Origin of the sequence: Dongia sp. (assembly GCF_041910485.1) — a bacterium.
Lineage (GTDB): Bacteria > Pseudomonadota > Alphaproteobacteria > Dongiales > Dongiaceae > Dongia.
In genome coordinates, this window is record NZ_JAYRQR010000047.1 from 22,952 (window position 1) to 46,728 (window position 23,777).

Sequence of the window (23,777 nt, forward strand, 5' to 3'; positions counted from 1 at the left end):
AACGCCGTGATCGGCAAGGAAATGCTGGCCGCCTTGGGCCTTTATGTCGCGATCCTGTCGTCGGGACAATTGCTGTTCAAGAAGGCGGCGCAGAGTTCGAGCACCATCAGTGGCATCGGCGATGTGCGCCTCCTCATCACAAATCATTGGCTGTGGATGGCACTGATCCTCTATGGCGTCGCCACCGTCCTCTGGGTTGCCATCCTGCAACGCGTGCCGCTGTCGACCGCGGTTCTCTTCAATGCGCTATGCTTCGTTCTGGTCCCGCTCAGCGCTGCGTTCTTTTTCGGCGAAAGTGTCGGCTGGCGCCATGCCATCGGCATCGCGCTGATCGTGTCCGGGCTGCTGGTGGTCGCCCGTTAGAAACTGAGCGTTCCGCCCTTCTGCAATTCGGTGACTTCCAGCGCGCCGTCGGCGCCCGATATCCCATAAACGGGGATGGCCGGCAGGCTGTTGTAGACGAAGGGGGTCGAGAAGTAATAGGCGGCGGTGTCGTGCAACATGACGAAATCGCCCGGTTCCAGCAGCGGCAAGGGTCGCGCATGGGCTACGACATCACCGGCGAAACAACATGGCCCGGCGACGTCCTGGGCAATCTTGGCACCGCTCTTCGGTCGGCCGCGCGCATCGAGCGCCGAGACACGGAGCTTCCACATTTCGGGCATGAAGACGGTGCGCGTAGCCACTTGTGCGCCGGCATGGGTGATGGCGATCGGATGCCCGCCCTGCTCCTTCGTATACTCGACGCGCGCCAGAATGAAGCCAGCCTTGGCGAGGACGGCACGGCCAAATTCGGTGATGATCCGAAACTCGCCGGCAAAGAGATCGGGCACGGCCTGCCGCAGCACCGCGACATAGTCGGCAAAGGTCGGCGTCACTTCTTCACTGGCGAAATTCACCGGCAGGCCACCGCCGATATCGACCGTCGTGATCTGTTTGCGGCCGAGCCGCGTGTTGATCTCGCGCGCCAGATTGAACGTCTTGGCGATACCAGCCGCAATGAGGTCGAGGGGACACCCCTGCGAACCGACATGGGTGTGAAGCGCCGTCAGCCAGGGTCGCGCCGCATAGGCATCGAAGAGCCTTTGCCGATTGTCGCCATCCTCAAGCCCAATGCCGAACTTAGAGCTCAATGTTGCCGTGCTCATGGCCGCAATGGCACCGCCGCCCACCTGCGGATTGATGCGCAGGCCGATAATCGAGCGCGACGATTTCTTCGCGAGCCAGCCATCGACCCGGGCCAGTTCCTGGAAATTGTCGATGTTCAAGGTCGCGCCGTGGGAAAGCGCAGCATCAATTTCCCAATTCGTCTTGGCGGGACTGTCGAACACGATCTCGCCACCGGTAAAGCCTGCTTGCACAGCAGCCTGGTATTCGCCGGGGCTCGCCACTTCGCAGGCCATGCCCCAGCGCCGTATCATGTCGAGGACAGCAGGCATGGTGTTCGCCTTGGCGGCGAAGGCGTGGGTGAAGAAATTGGGAAAGCTCGCCCGCAGATTGTTGATCGTGCTGTAGAGCGCATCGGTATCAATGACGCCGATAAGCGGCGCCTCTTCGGCCAAAAGCCCATCATCAAACACGCGCGCTGCGATGGCAGCCTTTCGCGGTGAAACCCGATCGTCCATGCCGGCTATCCCGAAACCTTGGTTTACTTGGCGCCCAGGAGAGAGCAAGCCGGCACAAAAGACAAGGCTGTTGACGTATATTCAGACCTGCGGCAGCGGCATGCCTTAGCCGTCGACGACGGCCTGGATATGCCCACCGAACCCGGTACTGCCCATCAATTTCTTGCACCGTTCAAACCGCGTGACCGCATAGGCCCAGAAATCATCCGCCGGATTCTGGTTGACGTGCTGGATGATGCCCCACAGCGTCCAAAGGAGGTCGCACATCGCCTTGTAGAGAACCATGCGCCCCCGATCGCCCGCAGGAACACGCCCACCGAAATAGGCTTCGAGCAGGACCTCGTCCTGCTCCGGCCCGAAGGCCGCTTCGACGGAGACATCGCCCAGGTCCCACATCGGGTCATTGTTCCCGGCATATTCCCAATCGATCACATGCACGGCACGCCCGGTATCCAGGAAATTCTCCGCCAGCGGATCGCAATGGCAGGGGACGATCGGAAGCGGCCGCGCACCAAGTGCCTTGCGCACACTTTCCGCCTCCCGCTTCACATCGTGATAGCCATCGGGGAGCGGCGCCGATTTCTTTTCCAGAATGGCAAGATACTCATCGATCATCTGGAAGAGTTCGAAACGGTTGAGGAAGCTCTTCCCGCTCCCGTGTACCTTGCGCAACGCTTCGGCCGAGCGCCGCACGGAGCCCAGGTCCTTGAAGCGCTCGACATTCATCGTCTGGGCCCCTTCGATAAAGCCCGCCAGCTGCACGCCATCGCTCTCATCAAAATAGACCAGCGGCGCGTTGACGCCGATATCCGACGTTACCTGCGCAGCATGTGCCTCATTGTGCCGAGAAATATACTCGCTGGTGCCTTCGCCCGGAATGCGCAGAACGAACTTCCCCTTGGGCGTGCCCAAAAGGTAGTTGCGATTGGTGAGGCCCCCAAGCCTTTCTGCAGTGATGTCGCCGACACCGAGTCCAGCCAGCAAGGGAATACGGCGCATGGCATCGCCGATGATCTTTTCGTCCTGCATCCTCGCCCCCTCACGCCTTCAGGCGTTCGTTCTTGGGATCATAGAGCGGCCCATCATGCCGTTTCGCCCCAGATTGCTCAGTAAACGATTCAACGGTGAAATCCTCGACCACACTCATTTCGATCGGCAGGTAGGCGTAGGCAACCGACTTGCCATAGGTGTAGCTGAAATTGCCGCTGGTGGTGACGCCGACCACTTTGCCATTATGAATGACAGCTTCGCCACCATAGAGCGGCAACGGCTTCTCCAAAGTGAAGGTGCAAAGCTTCTGCTTGATGCCGGCTTCCTTCTGTTTGGCCAAAGCCCCACGGCCGATGAAGTCGCCCTTCTTCAGGTTGACGCGGAAGCCCAGACCGGCTTCGTACGGCGTATAGTCCGGCGTAATGTCGGACGACCAATAGAGATAGCCCTTCTCCATGCGCAGGGAGTCGATGGCGCGGTAACCCACGTCGGCAATGTTGTGCTTCTCACCGGCCGCCCGCAGCACCTCATAGACATGGGCGGCATATTCGGTCGGGACATGCAGCTCCCAACCTAACTCGCCCACATAGCCGATGCGAATGGCAAGGACCGGCGCCGCACCCACCGTGATTTGACGGCATGTAGAGAAAGGAAAGGCCGCGTTGGAAACATCCTCCTCGGCCACTTCCGCCAAGACATCTCGCGATTTAGGTCCGCAGATGTTGATGACGGCGCGCGCAGACGTCACGTCGACGATCTGTACCGATCCGTCACGCGGCAGATGGCTTTCGATCCACTGCTTGTCATGCAGGCCAAAGGCACTGCCGGTGACGAAATAGAACCGGTCCAGGGCCAGGCGCGAGAAGGTCAGATCACTTTCGATCCCGCCTTTCTCATTGCACAGCTGGGTATAAACGGTGCTGCCGACGGGCTTGTCCATGTCCGACACAGCCAGCTTCTGCAATGCTGCCGCCGCACCGGGTCCGATGATTTCGAACTTCGCAAACGAGGTCTGGTCGATGAGCGCCACACCGCCACGCACAATCTTATGCTCGGCCCCCACATGCTGGAACCAGTTGGTCTTGGCGCGATCGAAAGCCGGTTCATCCACCGGTTTGACGCCAGCCGGCGCAAACCAGTTCGGCCGCTCCCAGCCGCCACGTGACCCAAACACCGCACCCCGCGCCTTCAACGTCTCGTAAAGCGGCGAACGCCGGATGCCGCGCATCGTCTCATGCTCGTCGCCTGGGCGATGCAGCTTGTAATGATGGCCATAGAGCTCCACGGCGCGCGGATACATGAAATGGCGCGTATTGTGATGGAAATTGAAGCGCCGCACATCGAGCGGCCAAAGATTGAGGCTGGGCGACCCGTCAACGATCCATTCCGCCATCATCCGGCCGGCACCGCCACCGGCGGCGATGCCGTAGAGGAAACCAGCCGAGACGAAGAAATTGTCCAGCTCCGGCGACTTGCCCATCACAAAATCGGAATCCGCCGAATATGGAATCGGACCGTTGATGAGTTCCCGCACCCCGACGGTATTGATGATGGGAGTCCGTTTACCACCCAGCTTCGCCAGCATCTCGAACCGCTCGAAATTGCCGGGCAGCAGCTCCTGCGCGAAATGCCTCGGAATGCCGCCTGGGGAAAATGGCAGCGTGTCGGGCTCATAGCCACCGATCACGAGACCGCGCACCTCAGGCTTGTAATAGACCAGATGGTCCGGGTCGCGCATGGTCGGCATTTTCTTCGGCACGTCCGGCAAGGGATCGGTGAGGAGATACTGATGCTCGACGGCGAAGCTGGGGATACGGACACCGGCAAGTTCCCCCACCTCATGCCCCCACATGCCGGCGCAGTTGACAACAAGGTCACAAGTCCATTCGCCCTTGTCGGTCTTGACCGTGGTCACGCGCCGGTTCTCCACCGTCATGCCGGTGACACGCTCGCCGACGATGATGCGGGCGCCCTTATCCTTGGCGCCCTTGGCAAGAGCCTGGCAGACGCCCGATGGATCGATATATCCGTCGGAAGGGATGTAGACGGCAGAGCGCACATCCTCCGTGCTCATGATCGGGAAGAGGTCCTGTGCTTCCTTCGGCGACAATTCCTGCATTTCGAGGCCAAAACTCTTGGCCATGGTGAGGGAACGCTTGTTTTCCATTTCACGTTCGGTCGAGCAGGCAAGACGAAGGCTGCCATACTTTTTCCAATCGATCGCCATGCCCGTCTCGGCTTCGAGCTTGTCGTAAAGCTCGACCGAATGCCGCAGCATCCGGGTCACGTTGCGGGACGATCGCAACTGCCCCACGAGGCCCGCGGCATGCCATGTGGCGCCATGCGTGATGCCGCTCTTCTCCAGAATCACGACATCCTTCTTGCCCATCCGAGTCAGATGATAGGCTATCGAGCAGCCGATGATACCGGCGCCAATGATGAGAATTTCCGCATGCTGACGACCGCTCATCTTCTGAACCCACTCCGTCCTGACAGTAATTGTTGATCTGTTTTCTTATTGAGCCATCTCGGCGATGAAGACCTCAACATCGTGACGCTCGATCGCCTCACCGAGTTGGCCGGTCGGCATCTGGTCAGCTACGAGGAGATCGACGACATCGAAGCCGAAGGCCGCAACCAGGCAGTGGCGCCCGAACTTGGTGTAATCGGCGCCCACGATCACCCGCTCGGCGTGACCCAGTACGGACCGCGAGACTTCCGCCTCGCACAGATGATTGTCCATAATACCCAGAGCCGGATCCAAACCGGATGCGCTGATGATTGCTGTCTTCACCATGAATTGCTGGAGGAAAGCAATGGCCGCCGGGCCGAAGGCGGCGCTGTCGTCGGCGCGCAGCTCTCCACCTGCAAGGTAGACGCGATTGCCTTCGCCGGTGCTGAGATGTTGCGCGATCGGCGCCGAATTGGTCACGACCGTCAAATGGCGTCGGCTTTTCAATGCTTGAGCCACGTACGTGTTCGTCGACCCGGTATCCAGAAACACTGACTCGCCATCACTGATTTCGTCGGCGATAGCGCGGGCAATCGCCTGCTTGCCGGCCATGTTGTCGAGCATGCGCCGCTGCAGCGGCTGATCGTCGCTGCGATCCCGCCAGCGCACATTGCCGTGACTCTTCTCCACCAACCCCTTGGCCGAGAGAAGCCGTAGATCGCGCCGAATCGTTTCACCCGAAACATCAAGGGTTTCGGCAAGTTGCGTGACGGCCAGCAGTCGCTCGCGCCGAAGCACTTCCATGATCCGCGCCTGCCGCGGATTGAGGCGGAGGTCGGAAAGGGCTTCAATATCATTCGACATGATTCCAGTCCCTCTAGATGTGCTGGCCAACGGCCTGTAGGCCCAGCCGTTCTCTTGCCCGCATCGCGCCGGCTGCAACAAGCCGATCAAGGACAATGCCGAGGAACGCCACCGACAGGCCGGCAACGATCCCTTTTCCCGGATCCGCCTTGGTAAGGGCGATGTAAACGTCTTGACCAAGGTCCCGTGTCCCCACCAACGCCGTGATGACAAGCATGCTGAGCGCCAGGAGGATGACCTGGTTGATGCCCAACATGATTTCCGGCAATGCGAGCGGAACCTGGACGCGCCACAGTATCTGCCGCGGCGTGCACCCCATGGCCCGTGCAGCTTCGATTACCTGTGGCGAGACATTGCGCAGACCGTGGGCCGTATAGCGAATGGCCGGTGTCACGGCGAAGGAGACGATAGCGATCATCGCGGTGACATCGCCCACCCGGAACAGCATGACGACCGGGATCAGATAGACGAAGGTCGGCATCGTTTGCAGCGTGTCGACAATCAGCGTGACAAGACGATTTGCCCAATCGCTGCGGGACGCCCAGGCACCGATCGGTATGCCGATCAATGCCGCTATGATGGCTGATATGCCGCAGAGATAGACAGAGATCATGGTCTTTTCCCACTGCCCGGCCACGAGCATGAAAGCGATGAGAAGAGCGACCAGGAGTGCCAGCTTGCGCCCACCGAGCTGCCAGCCAGCAAGCACCAGCGCCCCCCAGATTGTGACCCAAGGTGCGGTCAATAGTCCGATTTTCACCGGGTTCATCACGTTGAGCAGAAGCCAAGTGCGCATCGCTTCAATGAAATCGAAAAAGTTGACGTTGATCCATTTCACGAAGGCATCAAGCGACCCGCCGACAGACAACGTTATCGCGTCAGGTACTTTTGCAAACGCGGGCACGAACAGGCTGAGCAGGGTTGTCGCCGCGAGCCAGACGAGACCTACCATCAAAATCGGGTGACGTTTCGCAAAGGACTCACCAACAAGCCTCACGCTCCGCGCGCGTTCCTGGGCGGCCGCCTGACTGATGCGATCAAGAGCAACCGCCAATGTGACGATCGCAAGCCCAGCTTCGGCCGAACGGCCGATATCGCCCTGGCGCAAGGCAAGGAGAATGTCGAAGCCAAGGCCACCCGCGCCAATCATGGAGGCAATGATGACCATATTGAGCGTCATCATGATGACTTGATTGACGCCCACCATCAGCATGGCACGCGAGGTGGGCAACATGATGCGCCACAATTTCTGGTGCGGCGTGCAGCCGGCCATGTTGCCGAAATCCATGACTTCGTCGGGAACGTGCCTCAGCGCCAGCACGGTCGCCCGGACCATGGGAGGTGCCGCAAAGATAACCGTCGCCACCAGCGCCGGCACCGGTCCGAAGCCGAACAGCAACAGTACCGGCACCAGATAGGCAAATGTCGGCATCGTCTGCATGAGATCCAGCATTGGCTGGACAACCCATATTGCAATGCGAGGATAGCGGAACGAGGCGATACCCAGGGCCAATCCGAAAGCGGCGGCTACCGGCACGCAGATGATGACTGAGGCCAAGGACAGCATGGCGCTGTCCCACTGGCCGAAGAGCGCAATGTAGAGAAAACAACCAAATGCCGTCAGCGCGGTGCGAATGCCGCCATAGGCATAGCCAGCCAGCGCGGCAGCGCCGATTATTCCAACCCATGAGAGGCGGGGAAATAGAATCGCGTCGTTCTGCGCCAGGACGCCCTTTGCAAGCAGGGCAATGGCGGCTTTGAGCGGCAGTTCGATCACCCCCGCCAGAGCGCGCGTGACGAAGTCAATCTGGGACACCAACCATTTGGCACCCAAGCCAATCCATTTTGCCAGATTGAGCTCCAGCTTGTCCGGATACTTGACCAGCGCTCCCAAGCTGTCGCGCAAGAGCCAGACGATGAGAATGGCTACAGCAAAGCCCAACCAAATGAGCGGCCAACTTGAGCGGCGAATGGCGATGTCGCCCGCGGCCGTTTCGACACTCATTGCCGTGAACCACGCTCAAGAAGGATGCCGAGAACGGTTTCCGGATCTATCTCACCCAAGGCCTCACCAGAGGCGTTGCACACCGCAAAGGCTTGGCCTGCACCGATGATCCGTGGCGCAATCGCGACAATCTTGTCTCGTTCATTGACCTCGCCAGCGAGGGCGACGCCGCTCAGGGGGCGCATGACACGACCAGCGCTGACCACCTTGGCCCGGTCGACGTCGCCAGTGAATTCGGCGACATAGTCGGTGGCCGGGTTGAGCACCAGGTCTTCCGGTGTTCCTAGTTGTACGACGGCACCATCCTTCATGATGGCAATGCGGTCGGCGAGTCGGATGGCTTCGTCGAAATCGTGCGTGACGAAGACGATCGTCTTCTTCAGTACGCTCTGCAGCCGCTGCAATTCAACCTGCATCTCCCGGCGGATGAGCGGATCGAGTGCCGAGAAAGGCTCGTCGAGGAACCAGAGTTCCGGATTTGCGGCGAGCGATCGCGCAATGCCGACACGTTGCTGCTGACCGCCGGAAAGTTGCCTCGGGAATCTAAGCTCTTTGCCTTTAAGGCCGACGAGTTCCAACACCTCTTGAGCACGCTGCATCCGCTCGCTCTTGCCGACCCGTTGCAACGACAACGGGAAGGCCACATTGTCGATCACAGTGAGATGCGGCAGCAGGGCAAAATGCTGGAAGACCATGCCCATCTTGTGACGGCGAATCTCGATCAGATCCTGAGGTGCTGCGTCCAGCAGGTTCACGCCATCGAACATCACGGCCCCGGCTGATGGTTCGATAAGACGCGAGAGGCAGCGCAACAGTGTTGATTTGCCGGAACCTGAGAGACCCATCAGGATGAATATCTCACCCTCGCGAACATCCAGCGTCACGTCGCGGACCGCTGCCATCAACCCTTGTGCGCCCAGCTCCTCAGAATTCTTTCGGGCCAGATCGGCAGCATCGAACCGCCGTTCGGACCCGTTCCCGAACAGCTTCCAAACATTCTGGCAAGAGAGCTTTACCCGGCGCTCTTCATCTATGCCAGCCGACGGCCGCCTGTCTGAATTGTCCGTCGGCCCATTGTTCCGTCCCATGTTCAAATCCGAGAATGCGTACTTCCAAGCAAAGAAATGGCCGGGCCGTTTCGCGGAACGGGCCCGGCCAGTCTAGGGAACCGGGCTTACTCAGCCCACTGCTTGATCTTGTCCTGATTGGCTGCGATCCACGCATCCGCCACTTCGTCCAGGGACTTCTTGTCGAGGTCGACTTGGCCAATCAGCGCGTTCATCTCATCGTCGGAGAACTTCATGTTCTTGGCGATCTTGTGGGCGAGCGGCCATTTTTCCGCAAAACCCTTCCAAGAGTATTTGTAGATCTCGCCGTGCGGCTTGCCGCAATCGTACGCCTTGTCAGGGTTGGTTCCCCAGGCCGGGTCGCTGTAGCATTCCGGCGTCCATTCGGGGAATTGCACCCACTCGCCCTTGTACTTGGCCGGCGCCCAATGCGGCGTGTAAATCCACAAGATGATCGGCGCCTTGCGCTGATAAGCGGATTCAAGTTCGGCAAACATGGCGGCATCGGTACCGGCATGCACGACCTCGAACGGCAGGTCGAGTGCTTCAACACGTTCATCGTCGAAGCCGCCCCAGGTGACCGGACCGCCAAGGTAACGGCCCTTGGGTGCCGTTTCAGGGGTTGAGAAGGCTTCGGCGCAATTCTTGAGCGCTTCCCAGTTCGGCAGGCCCGGACACTTTTCTTTCATGTACTCGGGATACCACCATTCCTCTTTGGCCTTGGGGCCGATCGGACCGAGATTCTCAGTCTGGCCGCTGGCGTCGGCATCGGCCATCGCTTCGCGCGCCGTCGTATCCCAATATTCCATGCCGATCGTCAGATCGCCGGTACGCAAGCCGGTCTGGATGCTCGCCAAATAGTCCGACGTCACCAATTCGGTGTTGTAACCATGCGCTTTCAGGATCTTCGACAGGATGGTCGCGTTCAGATTGACGCTCGTCCAGTCAAAGAGTGCGATCTTGATTGGGTCAGTGCTTTCCGGCCCTTCGGCCGTGGCGGGCATTGCACCAAATCCGGCACCGATGGCCAAGGCCAATGCGGCACCCATCGCCTTGCGGCGGAAGGTCATCGTCATTCCACGTCTCCCGATTTGCCTCAACTGGCCCCGTTCGCCGGGGCGCTGTGTATTAGTTTGAAAATTTAGCCATAGGCGTTTCGGGTTCGCAAGCCAATTGTGCGAAATTCGTGGAATCGATGTGGATTTGACCGTCCGGTCCAATCACACAAAAGAAAATGGCCGCCCCGCGCGGCGGGACGGCCATAATCGATTTTGTCAGATGTGGCTTGAAGTGCCTTGGCTCAGGCCGCCTGGCTCGACGCGACACCCTTATCCTTGAAAAGCTGCTGCAGTTCACCGGACTCATACATCTCACGGATGATGTCGCAGCCGCCGACAAACTCGCCCTTCACATAGAGCTGAGGAATGGTCGGCCAGTTGGTGAATTCCTTCACGCCCTGGCGCAGGCTCGGATCCTGCAGGATGTCGATCCCTTTGAACTTCACGCCCAGATGGCTCAGCACCTGTACCACGGCGGCAGAGAAGCCGCATTGCGGGAATACGGGGGTTCCCTTCATGTAAAGCACCACGTCATTGCTGCCGATATCGTCGCGGATACGGTCGAAAACGGGATTGTCGCTCATGGCTTGGATCCTTTGCTGTCCTTGATCGCGATATGGCGGCATTCCAAATGAATGTCAATTGTCGAGGCTGAGTACCTGCCCTGCGGACCGTGCTGCATTTTGCCGCCGCCTCAGCAGGGGCGCGAGGGAAAAGATCTCAAACCTCAGCCGAATGGCGGCGAAAAAGGACCATCGTCAAATCAACAATGGATTTGTGGTTATGGTTCCAAGACCTGCGATCATGACCCGTTGCAGCGCCAGACCGTCCAGGAAATCCCCCAAGCTGCTTCGCTCCAGCCAGATGGCGTGCGCACCGGTAAATGGTGCCAGCATGACCGGCGTGAAAGCCGGGATGCGGGTCTCGTGGTGGCCTATGCCAGCGGCGCTGACGTCTGCAGCGCCAGAGCGTGCAACTCGTCACCCATCTTGCCGCGCAGGGCGGCATAGACGATCTGGTGCTGCTGCACGCGCGACTTGCCGACGAAAGCCGCCGAGATGACCTGCGCGGCGTAATGGTCGCCGTCGCCGCGCAGATCCTCGATCGTCACTTCCGCATCGGGTAGCGCCTCTTTGATGAGGCGTGCGATTTCGCTGGCTTCCATCGCCATGACTGGAACTCCCGTAACTCAGGCCGCGCCCATGAGGGTCGGCAAAAATGCTTCATGAGACTGCTTCAGATCCTGGATCGGCATTTTGCGCCCATCAAGAATCACATCCACACCGCCGGTCAGCCCGATATTTTCAACCGGCACGCCCGCCGCTTTGGCCTTCGCCTCGATACTGGCTGCCGCCGTGGCTGGCACCGCGATCACGTAACGCGCCTGGTCTTCGCCAAACCAATAGCCATGCGATGGCACATCACCCTGCGGCGTTGTCAGCGTGACACCGACCCCGCCCGCCATCGCCATATCGGCCACGGCAACGAGAAGGCCACCGTCGGAAATGTCGTGGCAGGTCACAATTTCACCAGCAGCAATCAACCCGCGAACGAAATCGCCATTGCGACGCTCGGCCGCCAGATCGACCGGGGGCGGAGCGCCCTCCTCCCGACCCTGCGTTTCACGCAGATAGATGGACTGGCCAAGCCAGCCCTTGCTTTCGCCGAGGACCAGAACCGTTTCGCCTTCCGCCTTGAAGGCGACCGTCGCCATGCGGTCGATATTCTTCATCAACCCCACGCCGCCGATGGTGGGTGTCGGCAGGATGCCTTTGCCGTTGGTCTCGTTGTAGAGCGAGACGTTGCCGGAGATCACCGGATAGTCGAGGGCGCGACACGCATCCGCCATGCCTTCGATCGACAGCGCGAACTGACCCATGATTTCGGGCCGCTGCGGATTGCCGAAATTCATGTTGTCGGTAATCGCGAGCGGCGTTGCACCGACCGCCGTGATGTTGCGCCAGCTTTCGGCAACGGCCTGGGCGCCGCCCTGCTTCGGGTCGGCAAAGACATAGCGTGGTGTGCAATCGGACGTCATGGCGAGCGCCTTGCCGGGGACGCCCGGCACGCGCACGACCGCTGCATCGCCACCGGGGCGCTGTGCCGTCTGTCCCATGACAAGGTGGTCGTACTGTTCCCACACCCAGCGACGACTGGCGAGATCAGGCGATCCGATCAACGTCTTCAGGGCCCCCAGCAGATCGTTCGGTGCCGGTACGTCCTTGGCATTGATGACGGGCTGCGCCGGGGTCGGAACCCACGGGCGCTCATAGACCGGCGCCTTGTCGACCAGAGGTGCGACCGGCATATCGGCCTGGACCTTGCCATCCTTCTTCAGGACGAGATGGCCGGAATTGGTGAGCACGCCAATCTCGGCGAAGTCGAGTTCCCATTTCTCGAAGATCGCGCGCGCCTTGTCCCGTGCCTCAGGCTTCAGGACCATGAGCATACGCTCTTGGCTTTCCGACAGCATGATCTCGTAGGCCGTCATCTTGGTTTCGCGCACCGGCACCTTGTCGAGATCGAGCTCGATGCCGAGGCCACCCTTCGACGACATTTCGACCGAAGAAGACGTCAGGCCAGCGGCGCCCATGTCCTGAATAGCAACGATGGCATCGGTTGCCATCAGCTCAAGGCACGCCTCAAGCAGCAGTTTCTCAGTGAACGGATCGCCCACCTGCACCGTCGGGCGTTTTTCTTCCGAATCCTCGGTGAACTCGGCGGACGCCATCGTGGCACCGTGAATGCCGTCACGACCGGTCTTGGCACCGACATAGATCACCGGATTGCCGACACCGGCAGCCGCCGAATAGAAAATCTTGTTCGTATCCGCGAGACCCACCGTCATGGCATTGACGAGGATGTTCCCATTATAGCTGGAATGGAAATTGACCTCGCCGCCGACCGTCGGCACGCCCATGCAATTGCCATAGCCGCCGATACCGGCGACGACACCGCTGATGAGATGCTTGGTCTTCGGGTCGCCCGGTTCACCAAAGCGCAGAGCATTGAGGTTGGCGATCGGCCGCGCGCCCATAGTGAACACGTCGCGCATGATGCCGCCGACACCGGTTGCGGCGCCCTGATACGGTTCGATGAAGCTCGGATGATTGTGGCTTTCCATCTTGAAGATGGCAGCCTGCCCATCGCCGATATCGATGACGCCGGCATTCTCACCCGGACCTTGAATGACCCAGGGCGCCTTGGTCGGCAACTTCTTCAAATGGACGCGCGAGGATTTGTAGGAGCAATGCTCTGACCACATGACGGAGAAGATGCCAAGCTCCGTCATCGTCGGCTCACGGCCCATGATCTCCAGCACCAATTTGTACTCGTCGGCGGTCAGGCCATGTTCCGCGACGATTTCCGGTGTGATCTTCGGTTCAGCACTCACGACACGGCCTCCACCATGCTCTGGAACAGGCCCTTGCCGTCAGTCGATCCCTGCAGGGATTCGATCGCATTTTCCGGATGCGGCATCATTCCCAAGACGTTTCGCTTCTTGTTGAGGATTCCCGCGATATGGCGGGTTGATCCATTTGGATTGTATTTGCTGTCGAGACGGCCTTCGGGACCACAATAGCGGAAGGCAATGCGATCCTCCGCCTCAAGCTCGTCGAGCGTCTTGGCATCCGCAAAATAGTTGCCGTCGTGGTGCGCCACAGGGATTGAGAGCACCTGCCCCTTCTTGTAGGCAGAAGTGAAGCGAGAGTTCGATGTCTCGACGCGAAGGCCGACATTGCGGCAGACGAACTTCAGATTTGCATTGCGCAACAAAACGCCAGGCAACAAGCCAGCCTCTGTGATGATCTGAAAGCCGTTGCAGACGCCGATGACCGCCATGCCCTGCTCGGCTCGCGCCTTCACTTCGCGCAGGACCGGCGAATTGGCGGCGATGGCACCGCAGCGCAGATAGTCGCCATAGGAGAAGCCGCCGGGCACCAGCACCAGATCGACCTTCGGCAAAGAAGTATCGCGATGCCAGACCATGATCGGCTCGCGTCCGATCGCCTGCGTCAATGCGGCCTTGGCATCGTTCTCACGATTTGAACCGGGGAAGACGACGATCGCTGCCTTCATGGGTCAGTCCACCAGATCAATGGCGTAGTTCTCGATAACCGTGTTGGCCAGCAGCTTGCCGCACATCTGATCGACAGCTGCTTTGGCCTTCGACTTGTCGCTCTCCTTGAGATCGACTTCGATATATTTGCCCTGACGCACGTCATCGACGCTGTCGAAGCCGAGTGCATGGAGGGCGCTTGCAATGGCACGACCTTGGGGATCGAGGACGCCGGACTTGAGGGTGATATGGATGCGAGCCTTCATGACGCTTCCTTTGTAAAGAACTCTAAATCAACTGCTGACCCTGGAATGAATGGGGCGCCAAAAGGCGCCCCTATCAGCCGGGTCGATACCCTATTGCATCGTACTCGGACCCTTCATGTCGCGCGGGCCACCCTCGGGCAAAATGCCGAGACGGCGCGCGACTTCCTGATAGGCCTCTTCAACATTCCCGAGGTCGCGGCGGAATCTATCCTTGTCGAGCTTTTCGCCCGTCTTGACGTCCCACAGCCGGCAATTGTCCGGGCTGATCTCATCAGCCAGCACGATACGCATCTCTTCATTTTCGTAGAGCCGGCCGAATTCAAGCTTGAAATCGACCAGCCGCAATCCGACGCCCAGCATCAGACCGGTCAAGAAGTCATTCACGCGCAGGGCCAGCGCCAGCATCTCGTCGAGATCTTGCGGCAGGGCCCAATTGAAAGCCGTGATATGCTCTTCCGAAACCATCGGGTCACCGAGTTCGTCGGACTTGTAGTAATACTCGATGATTGACCGCGGCAGTTGGGTCCCCTCGGGGATGCCAAGGCGCTTTGCGAGCGACCCTGCGGCGACGTTCCGAACGACCACCTCCAACGGAATGATCTCGACTTCGCGGACCAATTGCTCCCGCATGTTGAGACGGCGCACGAAATGGGTCGGAACGCCGATTTCGCCCAGGCGCAGCATCAGATATTCGGAAATACGGTTGTTAAGCACCCCTTTGCCGGTGATGGTGCCCTTCTTCTGATTATTGAAGGCAGTGGCATCGTCCTTGAAATACTGCACCAGCGTGCCGGGCTCCGGGCCCTCGAACAGGACCTTTGCCTTGCCTTCGTAGATACGGCGCCGGCGGGACATGGGGGATCTCCAATAGAGCGCGGCGAGCCGACCGGACTCACTGTCCATCGCCCACCGAGATTCGGCCATCTTCTAGCAGCAAGGGGGGCTCAATACAACGCTTCACCGCCGCTGCGGAGGATCAAAGAAAATGGAATTATAGTTATTTATTTCAATATGTTACCAAACTAACCTGGATATGAGCGTTAGCCCAAGCAGGCAAAGTCCGATCATGAGGACCAAGACCGGACCGGTCAAAGCCAACCAATGCTGCGTGCGCCCGCCTTCCGGCAAGCGAAGCGACACTTGCTGGCGCAAGAGGATACTGGCCACCCCCAAACCGGCCAAAGTGAGCCCCATCCCCACGGCAATGGCCGCCGACATAAGCAGCCCAGCAAAAATCAACCCATTTCCAAGTGTAAATAGGAGGATAAGGATAGCGCCCGAACACGGTACCAGACCGGCAGCCAGCGCGAGCAATCGCTGCTCAATTGGCGCCCGTCGATCCAACCATTCGTTGTTGCCGGCTTGGCACACATGGTCGCCCGCATGGGCATGGTGATGTTCGCCTGAGCAATCATGGGCATGGGCATGGGCATGCCCACCCCGCATCCAGTCCCGCAGCATCAATAGACCAATTACGATGATGGCCAGATAGCTGCCGGCCCTTAGCCAGAAGAACTCGTTCGTTGGCGACACAAGACTGCGCGATAGAAGCAGATGTGCGATTCCGACAATGGCGATTGCCCCTACGACGTGGCTCGCCGCGATCCACGCCGCCATAACGACGCCGCGCCACGGGCGCGCATGTCGACCAAGGAAATAGCCAATGACGACGGTCTTGCCGTGGCCTGGCCCCAAAGCGTGAAAAACGCCGTAGAGAAACGCGATCCCGATTCCGGCCCAGATGGCCGTGTTATCGTCACCGCGCTTGATTGCGAGCAAGCGCTGGTTGATCGCCCGATTGACATCGCGTTGCCAAGTCACAAAGGTTCGGCCGATGAAGACGATTGCGCTGGGGCTGCCAGCATCAGTGCTCTCATTCGCCGCCGCACCAGTGCCGAACGGTGATACAGGCTGCGCCGTTTCCTCAGCACGCACTGCCTCGACAGAGAAGAAAAGCAACATCGCCAGCAGAATGCCCAGCAACTTCATTGGCAACTCAGTTCGATCAGCTGAGGAACAACAAAACCACCGAAGTATGCGTGCGTCTGGTCATCCTTGACGGAAGCCTTGCATGCCTCATTTCCAGCGCCTTCCAACTTCACCGGATCGGCCTGCGCCAAAAGCACTTCGACGTAATACTCGTTGTCATAGACCGAGATACCGACTTTTTGTTGCTTTGCGTCGACAGGAGTCGGCAGTCGAAATTCCAGATTGAAGCGGGCCACACCATCGACAATGTCCGCACTGAAGTCAGCCGGATCTATCACGCCGAGGTCACCGCCCCCAACATATGCGTAGGTGAAATAGTGGAACCCTTTCAGGTTGGGCAACGTTCCGTCCCGCACGTCCTTGCTTTCCGCAGGACTGAACTGCCCGTCACCGTCCTGGTCGTATTGCGATAGGAGGTCGGCCGTAAAAATCTCATCGAAGCGCCATATCGTGCGGAATCCGGTCAGCACACCTCGGTCCACAAGCAACGTAACCTGGTTGTCGATAAAAACGTGAGGGTGAGCCAAGGCTGGCGTTGCCAGAGTGGCCGCCGCGACTCCGAAGAGAGCAGAGCTTATCCGCACAGCTTAGAACATCACGTCCGGCACGACCTGAAACGAACAGTGACAGAGCGGACATACGACCATTTCCGTCGCTGTCGCCGGTTTAAGGCCAAGCTTGATTTCTTCACTCAGAGCAAGACGTGCATCTGCCAAGAACTGAACATGGGTTGCCGGCTTTTGGCAGGCCAGAGTCAGCACCGAAAGATCTTCTGGGTGCATCGGCTCCTCGGAAAGAGCCAACGCTTGAGAGCTATACGCCCCACAAGCAACCAAGCTGCCACCGGCACCGAGCAGCAATGCGCGACGCGATATCATCGAATTAGCCTCAGGAACAACAAACCGATGGAACACTAACTCACTTCAATACCTTGAGCAATTCTGACTGATTGTGACGGAAGAGCGACAGCAAGTCTTGCGCCGGACCGGACTCATCGGACAAAGAGTCTGAATAGAGTTCACCGCCAATTGCGACACCAGTATCAGCCGAAATTGTTTCCAAAAAGCGCGGATCGCTCATGTTTTCGACAAAAAGGGCTTTGATCCCACCCTCTTTGATCTGCCGAACGATCTCCTTTAGATCCTGAGCGGAAGGCTCGGAATCTGTACTGACTCCTTGCACACCGACGAACTCGATACCGTATGCATGGCCGAAATACTGGAAGGCATCATGTGACGTCAGAATTCGTTTGGATTCACGCGGCAAGGCCCCAAGAGAGGCATCAAGGTCCGAATTCAGCTTCACATACTTCGCCTTCAAGGATTCGGCATTGGTGGCGAAAGTGGTCGCGTTGGCCGGATCGGCGATTGCCAGCCCCGCTTCAATATTGTCGATATAGGTAAGAACGAGCTTGGGATCCTGAAAAGCATGAGGATCCACGGCGTCGTGATCGTGATCATCTCCCGCCTCCTCGCCTTCGCCATGCCCCTCCTCGGCCCAAGCCAGGGGCTCTATCCCTCTCGTAGCGACAATAACTTTGCCCTTGAATCCCGCTGCCTCGGTCAGGCGATCCAGCCAGGGCTCAAATCCGAGCCCGTTCGCAACAATGAGCGACGCACCGCTCACAGCGCGTTGCGCCTCAGGCGTGGGTTCATACGAATGCGCGTCTGCGCCTGCACCAACCAAGGTCACGAGATCGATTTCATCGCCGGCGATTTGACGGGTTAGGTCCGCCACGATGCTGAACGTGGCAACGACCTTGAGCCGCGCCTCCACAGCAAATGCGGGCAACGCACTGGTGCAAAAGACGACCAAGGAAATGAAGAGAGGTACGAAACGCATCGTCGCAGGCCTTCTATATAATGTTATAACATAACATATATCGAAGATACTCGGGCAGCACAAGATGGGAAACCATCAATCATTCGAGATCGATTTTCTGCCAGGCGTGACTCTCCGGCCGACCACCCAGAAACCGCCAAACGGGCCGGCGCTCGGCATGATCGACCGATGGCAGGGCAATTAGCGACGATGAAACCGTCCCGAACCCCGTATTGGATACAATGTACATCGCATCGAAGCCATCGCCGCCTTGCTCAAAGGCGCGCGACTGGAGGAGCCCTACCCATTCCCCCCAGTCACCGCTTATCGGGTCCGGAACGGAAGCCGCGCGCCATTGCGGCAGAAAATGACGAATTCTCGCACTGCCTAGATCATTGAGATCCATAGCTGTGAGCATCGACAGCCCCGGTTGCAGTGGCAGCGCCTCGATTTCCGTCCCCAGGTTCCGCAGCCAATAGGCATGGGTATTGTCCGCAAGCACCATGTTGAACGGCCGATAGGCCGATGCATCCAGTTCTCGGAGCATCGCCACCGCATCTTCGGCATCAGCAAAATCGAGCGCATCGAGCACTAGTTCCCCTCTCGAGCGCTTTCCGGACTCCGGGCCCAGGGTATTCCGCCTGTTTAGAATGCCAGCCACAAGGCCAAAATCGTTGATTCCCAGCCACGATCCTCCGGCCAAAATATCCCGTCCCGCCACCACTTCGGGCCGGTCCGGCCAATGCCGGGCGGGGGGCTGCCAGGGGCGTTCGTGCATCTCATCCCGGTTGGCGGCGATCAGAATCGGCCATTCATGATCCGGTCGGGAAAGGATGATGACACTACACATTGGCCCAACCGGCTGAAATCATTGGGGGTTCGGAGGCAACTTGCCACGCCCTATTAGACTTGACTGGAACGCGTCGGCCAACCATTTTTCCACCGAGTTGAGATACCTCAGAATCTTTCAAGGGATTGCACAGGGATGACCACTTTCGACGAGCGCGAGACCGCCTTCGAGAACAAGTTCAAGCACGACAAGGAACTGGAGTTCAAAGTAAACAGCCGGCGCAACAAGCTGCTGGGTCTGTGGGCTGCCAAGCTGCTCGGGATCGACGGCAGCGAGGCGGAAGCCTATGCCAAGAGCGTGGTCGCTTCTGATTTCGAAAAACCCGGTGACGATGATGTGCTGCAAAAAGTGCTGGGCGATTTCAAGGCAAAGAATGTCGAAATGAGCGAGCACCGCCTGCGCAAGCATATGGACGAGCTGCTCGCCACCGCGAAGCAACAGATCATGACGGAAGTGAACTCTTAAGCCGGGCGATTGCGGCTTAAGACAGGCAACCGTCTTTCAACAACAAAATTGCAGCGGCGATAGAGCTCTATCGCCGCTGTATTCGTATCGACCACAGTCAAACGCATGGGCTTCTTGTCACCAAGCTGGCGGCGAGCTTCGTCCATGATGAGTTGCCCGATACCGCGGCCGCGCTCGCTGCCGGCACGGACCACCGCATTGATATAAGCGCGCGGTTCCGTATAACGCAGCAAGCCGATGCCACGGCCGTTCTCAATCAGAATCCGCGCCCGAATACCGGATTGCTGCAGATACCGGCGTACTTCGTCGGCGCTGGGGATGAAGGCGCCGGGCGTGTCTGAAAAACCGCTGTGCAGTACGGCGATATACTCTTCAACATGTTCCGGCCAAGCATCGCGCCATTCGGCGCTGGCTGGAATGGGCCGGTCTGGCCCCCAAGCAGCGTCACGGCACACCATGTCGCAATCGTGATAGGCAAGCACATAGCCGCGTTGCCGGGCAATATTCTGGTGGGGTTCCCAGGGCTCGGTGATCGCGAGTTCGACCCCCTTCACATTGAGGCTTTCCATGCGAAGGTCGATTTCGGTCAGCAAGTCGGCCGCCAACGTCGCGGACATGGCACCGCCGATCGCCCCGACCACTTCAACCGGAATCGCCCCATTCGTGCCGGTAACGCTGTCAAGCAGGACCGCGACCACGCCACGCTCGCGCCAATCGATGATGGCGTCCGGTCCGGAGTTCAGGCGCGTCAGGACGCGCGGCGCATCCGTATCGGCAACGGGATGCGCCGCGCAAAATCCGATCAGCGTATCAAGAGCGACCGAAAACCCGCTGGAAGATGTCGTCGACATGCTTGAAATGGTAGTCGAGATCGAAGCAAGCCTCAATCTGCGGCATTGTCAGACGCTTGGTCACTTCGGCATCGGCCTTCAGTTCCGTCATGAAGTCCTTGCCTTCTAGCCACACCTTCATCGCGTTGCGCTGGACAGCCTGATAGGAATCCTCGCGGCTCATGCCGGCCTGCGTTAGTGCCAGCAGGACACGCTGGGAATGCACCAGCCCGCTGTAACGGTCGAGATTGGCTTGCATCGATTCCGGATAGACGATCAGCTTCTCGACAAGGCCGACGAGGCGGTTAAGTGCAAAATCCAATGCAATGGTGGCGTCCGGCCCGAAAACACGTTCGACCGACGAATGGCTGATGTCGCGCTCGTGCCAAAGCGCCACGTTTTCCAGGGCCGGATTGACCGCCGCACGAACGACGCGGGCAAGGCCGGTCAAGTTCTCCGACAGAACCGGGTTACGCTTGTGGGGCATCGCACTCGACCCCTTTTGACCAGGCGAGAAATACTCCTCCGCCTCGCGCACTTCCGAGCGTTGCAGGTGCCGGATCTCGATCGACAGATTTTCGATGGAACTCGCAACCACACCGAGCACGGCAAAGAACATGGCATGCCGGTCACGCGGAATAACCTGCGTCGAGACCGGCTCGACTTTCAATTCCATCTTGCGGGCGACATGCGCCTCGACGCGCGGATCGATGTTGGCGAAGGTACCGACAGCGCCTGAAATCGCGCAGGTGGCCACGTCGTCGCGGGCCGCTGCCAGCCGCTGCTTGGCCCGGGCAAAGGCCGCATAGTGGGAGGCGAGTTTAAGACCGAAAGTGGTGGGCTCGGCATGGATGCCGTGGCTGCGGCCGATGGTGGGCGTCAGCTTGTGCTCGAATGCGCGCTTCTCCAGTGCCTTCAGCAGCCTGTCCAAATCGTCCAGCAATAGATCGGCAGCCTGCTTCAATTGAACGGCAAGGCAGGTGTCGAGTACGTCCGAGGAAGTCATGCCTTGATGCACGAAGCGGGCAGACGGCCCCACATACTCGGCCAGATTCGTCAGAAAGGCGATGACGTCGTGCTTCGTTTCGCGCTCGATCTCATCGATGCGGGCAACTTCCCACTTGCCCTTTGCCCAGATTTCAGCGGCCGCCTCCTGGGGGATGACGCCCAATTCCGCCAGCGCATCGCAGGCATGGGCCTCGATCTCGAACCAGATACGGAAGCGGTTTTCCGGGTCCCAGATTTTGGTCATTTCGGGACGGGAATAGCGCGGAATCATGCTTGCCTCTTAAGCGTCAGGGGAGTCGGCGCCAAATCAGCGGCAAAGCGCCATAGAGTCAACCGTTTTTGCCGATTTAGCGCTAAAGCGACGCAAGATGGCCCTTCAAAGCCGTACCAAGGCGCGATAGTTTCCCCGGCAGTTCCAGCCAGCCCAGCCCTCGCGAGCCAGAATATGACCGCCCTTCCCCGCCTCTTCCAGCCTTTCACCATCCGGAACTGCGAGATCAAGAACCGGATCTTCTCGACCGGCCACGATACGACCATGCCGACTACCGGCGTCCCGAATGAGAAGTTGGCTGCCTATCACCAGGCGCGGGCTGAGGGTGGCGCCGGCCTGATCATCATGCAAGTGGCGGGCGTTCATGAAACGGCGCGCTATACCTCGCATCTCATCATGGCGACGACAGACGATTGCATCCCGGGCTACCGTGCCGTGGTCGACGCCTGCCGGCCCTATGGTACCAAGATTTTCGGCCAGTTGTTTCACCCCGGCCGCGAGATCATGGAAAGCCAGGACGGAACGGCGCCGGTGGCCTATGCGCCGTCCGCCATTCCCAATGAACGCTTCCATGTGATGCCACGCCCCCTCTCCAAGGCGATGATCCGCGAAATCATCAATGGCTATGCCGACGCCGCCTTGCGTTTGCAAAAAGGTGGCCTCGACGGCGTGGAGATCGTCGCCAGTCATGCCTACTTGCCGGCGCAGTTCCTCAACGAGCGCACGAACCAGCGCGACGATGAATATGGTGGCAGCTTCGAAAATCGGCTGCGCTTTACCAGGGAGGTCGCTGAGGCGATCCGCGCAAAAGTCGGCCCGGATATGGTGATCGGCCTGCGTATCAGCGGCGACGACAAGGACTATAACGGCCTCCAGGAGCATGAGAGCCTTGCCGCCATCGTGGCCCTTGACGATGTCATGGATTATTTCAACGTCATCGCCGGCTCTTCGGCAAGTTTCGGCGGGGCCGTCCATATCGCCCCGCCCATGGCTTTCGCCAACGGCTATGTGGCCCCTTTCGCCGCAGCCGTGAAAGCCAAGGTCAGAGCGGCTGTGCTGGTCGCCGGTCGCATCAATCAGCCGCAGGACGCCGAAAAGATCCTCGGCAGCGGCTCCGCCGATCTCATCGGCATGACCCGCGCCATGATCTGCGACCCCGACATGCCCCGGAAAGCGGAAGCTGGTCGGCTTGATGACATTCGCGCGTGTATCGGTTGCAATCAGGCCTGTATCGGCCATTTTCATGCGGGCTATCCGATTTCCTGCATTCAGCACCCGGAGACGGGACGCGAGATGGTCTACGGCGTGCGCAAGCCGATCCAGCGCAAAAAGAAGATTCTCATCGCGGGTGGCGGCCCCGGCGGCATGAAGGCAGCAGCCGTTGCCTCGGAACGCGGCCACGAGGTGATCCTCTGCGAAGCCGGAGAGCGGTTGGGCGGCCAAGCCCTTCTTGCGCAGATGTTGCCGAGCCGCGCCGAATTCGGCGGCATCGTGACCAATCTGACTCGTGAAGTTCAGTTGGGCGGCGCCGAGATTCGCACGCGCACCAAAGTGACCCGAGCGCTCGTCGAGATAGAACGGCCGGATGCAGTGATTATTGCGACGGGTGCCAAACCCCGCTCCGCCTTGAATGCCGGTATCGAAGGTGTCGAGGGCGGTCATGTTGTCAACGCCTGGGATGTCATTCGCGACCAGGTCAATATCGGATCATCCGTCGTCGTTGCCGACTGGCGCTGCGACTGGATCGGCATGGGTCTTGCCGAAAAATTGGCACGCGCCGGCTGCCGCGTCCGCCTGTGCGTCGACGGCTACATGGCGGGGCAGCGCATCCATCAATATGTGCGCGACCATTGGGTGGGTGAACTGCACAAGCTGAATGTCGAGATCATTCCCTACGCCCGACTGTATGGCGTCGACGGTGATACAGCCTATTTCCAGCATGCGACGAGCGGCGAACCGATCATCTTCGAGGCGATCGACACCGTGGTGGCTTCGTTGGGCCACGAACGTCATGCGGATCTCGAGGATGAGCTCGCCGACTGGTCTGGTGAGGTGCATGTCATTGGTGACTGCCTGACACCAAGAACAGCGGAAGAAGCCGTGTTGGAAGGCCTCAAAGTCACGGCGGAGATCTGACGAGCGGTGCGCCTGGACCT

At 59.3% G+C, this 23,777-nt stretch carries 23 protein-coding genes; 3 read left to right on the forward strand and 20 right to left on the reverse strand.

The window, feature by feature from the left end:
* Positions 1-6 precede the first annotated feature (6 nt).
* Positions 7-363, forward strand: a complete 357-nt coding sequence (locus ACE3PP_RS14990; RefSeq protein ID WP_374383691.1) for an EamA family transporter — start codon at positions 7-9, stop codon at positions 361-363.
* On the opposite strand, the gene ACE3PP_RS14995 is transcribed toward ACE3PP_RS14990, so the two are convergent.
* The 18 genes from ACE3PP_RS14995 to ACE3PP_RS15080 all read right to left on the reverse strand — a co-directional run bounded on the left by ACE3PP_RS14995 (position 360) and on the right by ACE3PP_RS15080 (position 19,047).
* A complete protein-coding gene (locus ACE3PP_RS14995; protein ID WP_374383693.1) occupies positions 360-1,625 on the reverse strand; it encodes a hypothetical protein in 1,266 nt (421 codons plus the stop codon). The genes ACE3PP_RS14990 and ACE3PP_RS14995 overlap by 4 nt on opposite strands.
* Before the next feature lie 105 nt (positions 1,626-1,730).
* Positions 1,731-2,654 carry a phosphotransferase gene (locus ACE3PP_RS15000; RefSeq protein ID WP_374383695.1) on the reverse strand — a complete coding sequence of 308 codons (924 nt, stop codon included), beginning with the start codon at positions 2,652-2,654 and terminating at the stop codon, positions 1,731-1,733.
* A gap of 10 nt (positions 2,655-2,664) precedes the next feature.
* Positions 2,665-5,085 carry an FAD-dependent oxidoreductase gene (locus tag ACE3PP_RS15005; RefSeq protein ID WP_374383697.1) on the reverse strand — a complete coding sequence of 807 codons (2,421 nt, stop codon included), beginning with the start codon at positions 5,083-5,085 and terminating at the stop codon, positions 2,665-2,667.
* A 45-nt stretch (positions 5,086-5,130) separates the two neighbouring features.
* Entirely contained in the window at positions 5,131-6,021 is an 891-nt protein-coding gene (locus tag ACE3PP_RS15010) for a DeoR/GlpR family DNA-binding transcription regulator (protein ID WP_374383699.1), read from the reverse strand.
* The gene (locus tag ACE3PP_RS15015) at positions 5,945-7,936 is read right to left on the reverse strand and encodes an ABC transporter permease (RefSeq protein ID WP_374383701.1); all 1,992 of its coding nucleotides are present in this window, start codon (positions 7,934-7,936) and stop codon (positions 5,945-5,947) included. Before ACE3PP_RS15015 ends, ACE3PP_RS15010 begins: the two co-directional genes overlap by 77 nt.
* Positions 7,933-8,838 (reverse strand): glycine betaine/L-proline ABC transporter ATP-binding protein, encoded by a 906-nt coding sequence (locus ACE3PP_RS15020; RefSeq protein WP_374383703.1) that lies wholly within the window; start codon positions 8,836-8,838, stop codon positions 7,933-7,935. Before ACE3PP_RS15020 ends, ACE3PP_RS15015 begins: the two co-directional genes overlap by 4 nt.
* 272 nt (positions 8,839-9,110) lie before the next feature.
* A complete protein-coding gene (locus ACE3PP_RS15025; RefSeq protein ID WP_374383705.1) occupies positions 9,111-10,079 on the reverse strand; it encodes an ABC transporter substrate-binding protein in 969 nt (322 codons plus the stop codon).
* A 224-nt stretch (positions 10,080-10,303) separates the two neighbouring features.
* Positions 10,304-10,645, reverse strand: coding sequence for a Grx4 family monothiol glutaredoxin (gene grxD, locus ACE3PP_RS15030; RefSeq protein WP_374383707.1), 342 nt, complete (start codon positions 10,643-10,645; stop codon positions 10,304-10,306).
* 350 nt (positions 10,646-10,995) lie between these two features.
* Positions 10,996-11,232, reverse strand: coding sequence for a BolA family protein (locus tag ACE3PP_RS15035; protein WP_374383709.1), 237 nt, complete (start codon positions 11,230-11,232; stop codon positions 10,996-10,998).
* 18 nt (positions 11,233-11,250) lie between these two features.
* The gene (purL, locus tag ACE3PP_RS15040) at positions 11,251-13,455 is read right to left on the reverse strand and encodes a phosphoribosylformylglycinamidine synthase subunit PurL (protein WP_374383710.1); all 2,205 of its coding nucleotides are present in this window, start codon (positions 13,453-13,455) and stop codon (positions 11,251-11,253) included.
* A complete protein-coding gene (gene purQ, locus ACE3PP_RS15045) occupies positions 13,452-14,141 on the reverse strand; it encodes a phosphoribosylformylglycinamidine synthase subunit PurQ (RefSeq protein ID WP_374383712.1) in 690 nt (229 codons plus the stop codon). Before purQ ends, purL begins: the two co-directional genes overlap by 4 nt.
* 3 nt (positions 14,142-14,144) lie before the next feature.
* Positions 14,145-14,387: a phosphoribosylformylglycinamidine synthase subunit PurS gene (purS, locus tag ACE3PP_RS15050; RefSeq protein ID WP_374383714.1), complete on the reverse strand. Its 243-nt coding sequence runs from the start codon at positions 14,385-14,387 to the stop codon at positions 14,145-14,147.
* 90 nt (positions 14,388-14,477) lie between these two features.
* The gene (gene purC / locus ACE3PP_RS15055; protein ID WP_374383716.1) at positions 14,478-15,242 is read right to left on the reverse strand and encodes a phosphoribosylaminoimidazolesuccinocarboxamide synthase; all 765 of its coding nucleotides are present in this window, start codon (positions 15,240-15,242) and stop codon (positions 14,478-14,480) included.
* A 159-nt stretch (positions 15,243-15,401) separates the two neighbouring features.
* Positions 15,402-16,376, reverse strand: a complete 975-nt coding sequence (locus tag ACE3PP_RS15060; RefSeq protein WP_374383718.1) for a nickel/cobalt transporter — start codon at positions 16,374-16,376, stop codon at positions 15,402-15,404.
* Positions 16,373-16,960 (reverse strand): DUF1007 family protein, encoded by a 588-nt coding sequence (locus ACE3PP_RS15065; RefSeq protein ID WP_374383720.1) that lies wholly within the window; start codon positions 16,958-16,960, stop codon positions 16,373-16,375. The genes ACE3PP_RS15060 and ACE3PP_RS15065 overlap by 4 nt, the downstream gene beginning before the upstream one ends.
* Positions 16,961-16,963: 3 nt before the next feature.
* Positions 16,964-17,254, reverse strand: coding sequence for a hypothetical protein (locus ACE3PP_RS15070; RefSeq protein WP_374383722.1), 291 nt, complete (start codon positions 17,252-17,254; stop codon positions 16,964-16,966).
* A gap of 40 nt (positions 17,255-17,294) precedes the next feature.
* Entirely contained in the window at positions 17,295-18,218 is a 924-nt protein-coding gene (locus tag ACE3PP_RS15075) for a metal ABC transporter solute-binding protein, Zn/Mn family (protein WP_374383724.1), read from the reverse strand.
* A 79-nt stretch (positions 18,219-18,297) separates the two neighbouring features.
* Positions 18,298-19,047, reverse strand: a complete 750-nt coding sequence (locus ACE3PP_RS15080) for an NRDE family protein (protein WP_374383726.1) — start codon at positions 19,045-19,047, stop codon at positions 18,298-18,300.
* 135 nt (positions 19,048-19,182) lie between these two features.
* Between ACE3PP_RS15080 and ACE3PP_RS15085 the strand changes: the two genes are divergently transcribed.
* The gene (locus tag ACE3PP_RS15085) at positions 19,183-19,512 is read left to right on the forward strand and encodes a DUF1476 domain-containing protein (protein WP_374383728.1); all 330 of its coding nucleotides are present in this window, start codon (positions 19,183-19,185) and stop codon (positions 19,510-19,512) included.
* On the opposite strand, the gene ACE3PP_RS15090 is transcribed toward ACE3PP_RS15085, so the two are convergent.
* The gene (locus tag ACE3PP_RS15090; protein ID WP_374383730.1) at positions 19,509-20,363 is read right to left on the reverse strand and encodes a GNAT family N-acetyltransferase; all 855 of its coding nucleotides are present in this window, start codon (positions 20,361-20,363) and stop codon (positions 19,509-19,511) included. The two genes, ACE3PP_RS15085 and ACE3PP_RS15090, sit on opposite strands and share 4 nt — an antisense overlap.
* Positions 20,323-21,621, reverse strand: a complete 1,299-nt coding sequence (purB, locus tag ACE3PP_RS15095; RefSeq protein WP_374383732.1) for an adenylosuccinate lyase — start codon at positions 21,619-21,621, stop codon at positions 20,323-20,325. Before purB ends, ACE3PP_RS15090 begins: the two co-directional genes overlap by 41 nt.
* A gap of 174 nt (positions 21,622-21,795) precedes the next feature.
* Between purB and ACE3PP_RS15100 the strand changes: the two genes are divergently transcribed.
* The gene (locus tag ACE3PP_RS15100; RefSeq protein WP_374383734.1) at positions 21,796-23,757 is read left to right on the forward strand and encodes an FAD-dependent oxidoreductase; all 1,962 of its coding nucleotides are present in this window, start codon (positions 21,796-21,798) and stop codon (positions 23,755-23,757) included.
* The last annotated feature ends 20 nt before the right edge of the window (positions 23,758-23,777 follow it).

Bases quoted from the DNA above. Each gene is read 5' to 3' on its own strand.
- ACE3PP_RS14995 (WP_374383693.1), bottom strand. From the start codon at position 1,625: ATGGACGATCGGGTTTCACCGCGAAAGGCTGCCATCGCAGCGCGCGTG.
- ACE3PP_RS15000 (WP_374383695.1), bottom strand. From the start codon at position 2,654: ATGCAGGACGAAAAGATCATCGGCGATGCCATGCGCCGTATTCCCTTG.
- ACE3PP_RS15005 (WP_374383697.1), bottom strand. From the start codon at position 5,085: ATGAGCGGTCGTCAGCATGCGGAAATTCTCATCATTGGCGCCGGTATC.
- ACE3PP_RS15015 (WP_374383701.1), bottom strand. From the start codon at position 7,936: ATGAGTGTCGAAACGGCCGCGGGCGACATCGCCATTCGCCGCTCAAGT.
- ACE3PP_RS15020 (WP_374383703.1), bottom strand. From the start codon at position 8,838: ATGGCAGCGGTCCGCGACGTGACGCTGGATGTTCGCGAGGGTGAGATA.
- ACE3PP_RS15025 (WP_374383705.1), bottom strand. From the start codon at position 10,079: ATGACGATGACCTTCCGCCGCAAGGCGATGGGTGCCGCATTGGCCTTG.
- grxD (WP_374383707.1), bottom strand. From the start codon at position 10,645: ATGAGCGACAATCCCGTTTTCGACCGTATCCGCGACGATATCGGCAGC.
- ACE3PP_RS15035 (WP_374383709.1), bottom strand. From the start codon at position 11,232: ATGGCGATGGAAGCCAGCGAAATCGCACGCCTCATCAAAGAGGCGCTA.
- purQ (WP_374383712.1), bottom strand. From the start codon at position 14,141: ATGAAGGCAGCGATCGTCGTCTTCCCCGGTTCAAATCGTGAGAACGAT.
- purS (WP_374383714.1), bottom strand. From the start codon at position 14,387: ATGAAGGCTCGCATCCATATCACCCTCAAGTCCGGCGTCCTCGATCCC.
- purC (WP_374383716.1), bottom strand. From the start codon at position 15,242: ATGTCCCGCCGGCGCCGTATCTACGAAGGCAAGGCAAAGGTCCTGTTC.
- ACE3PP_RS15060 (WP_374383718.1), bottom strand. From the start codon at position 16,376: ATGAAGTTGCTGGGCATTCTGCTGGCGATGTTGCTTTTCTTCTCTGTC.
- ACE3PP_RS15070 (WP_374383722.1), bottom strand. From the start codon at position 17,254: ATGATATCGCGTCGCGCATTGCTGCTCGGTGCCGGTGGCAGCTTGGTT.
- ACE3PP_RS15075 (WP_374383724.1), bottom strand. From the start codon at position 18,218: ATGCGTTTCGTACCTCTCTTCATTTCCTTGGTCGTCTTTTGCACCAGT.
- ACE3PP_RS15080 (WP_374383726.1), bottom strand. From the start codon at position 19,047: ATGTGTAGTGTCATCATCCTTTCCCGACCGGATCATGAATGGCCGATT.
- ACE3PP_RS15085 (WP_374383728.1), top strand. From the start codon at position 19,183: ATGACCACTTTCGACGAGCGCGAGACCGCCTTCGAGAACAAGTTCAAG.
- ACE3PP_RS15090 (WP_374383730.1), bottom strand. From the start codon at position 20,363: ATGTCGACGACATCTTCCAGCGGGTTTTCGGTCGCTCTTGATACGCTG.
- purB (WP_374383732.1), bottom strand. From the start codon at position 21,621: ATGATTCCGCGCTATTCCCGTCCCGAAATGACCAAAATCTGGGACCCG.
- ACE3PP_RS15100 (WP_374383734.1), top strand. From the start codon at position 21,796: ATGACCGCCCTTCCCCGCCTCTTCCAGCCTTTCACCATCCGGAACTGC.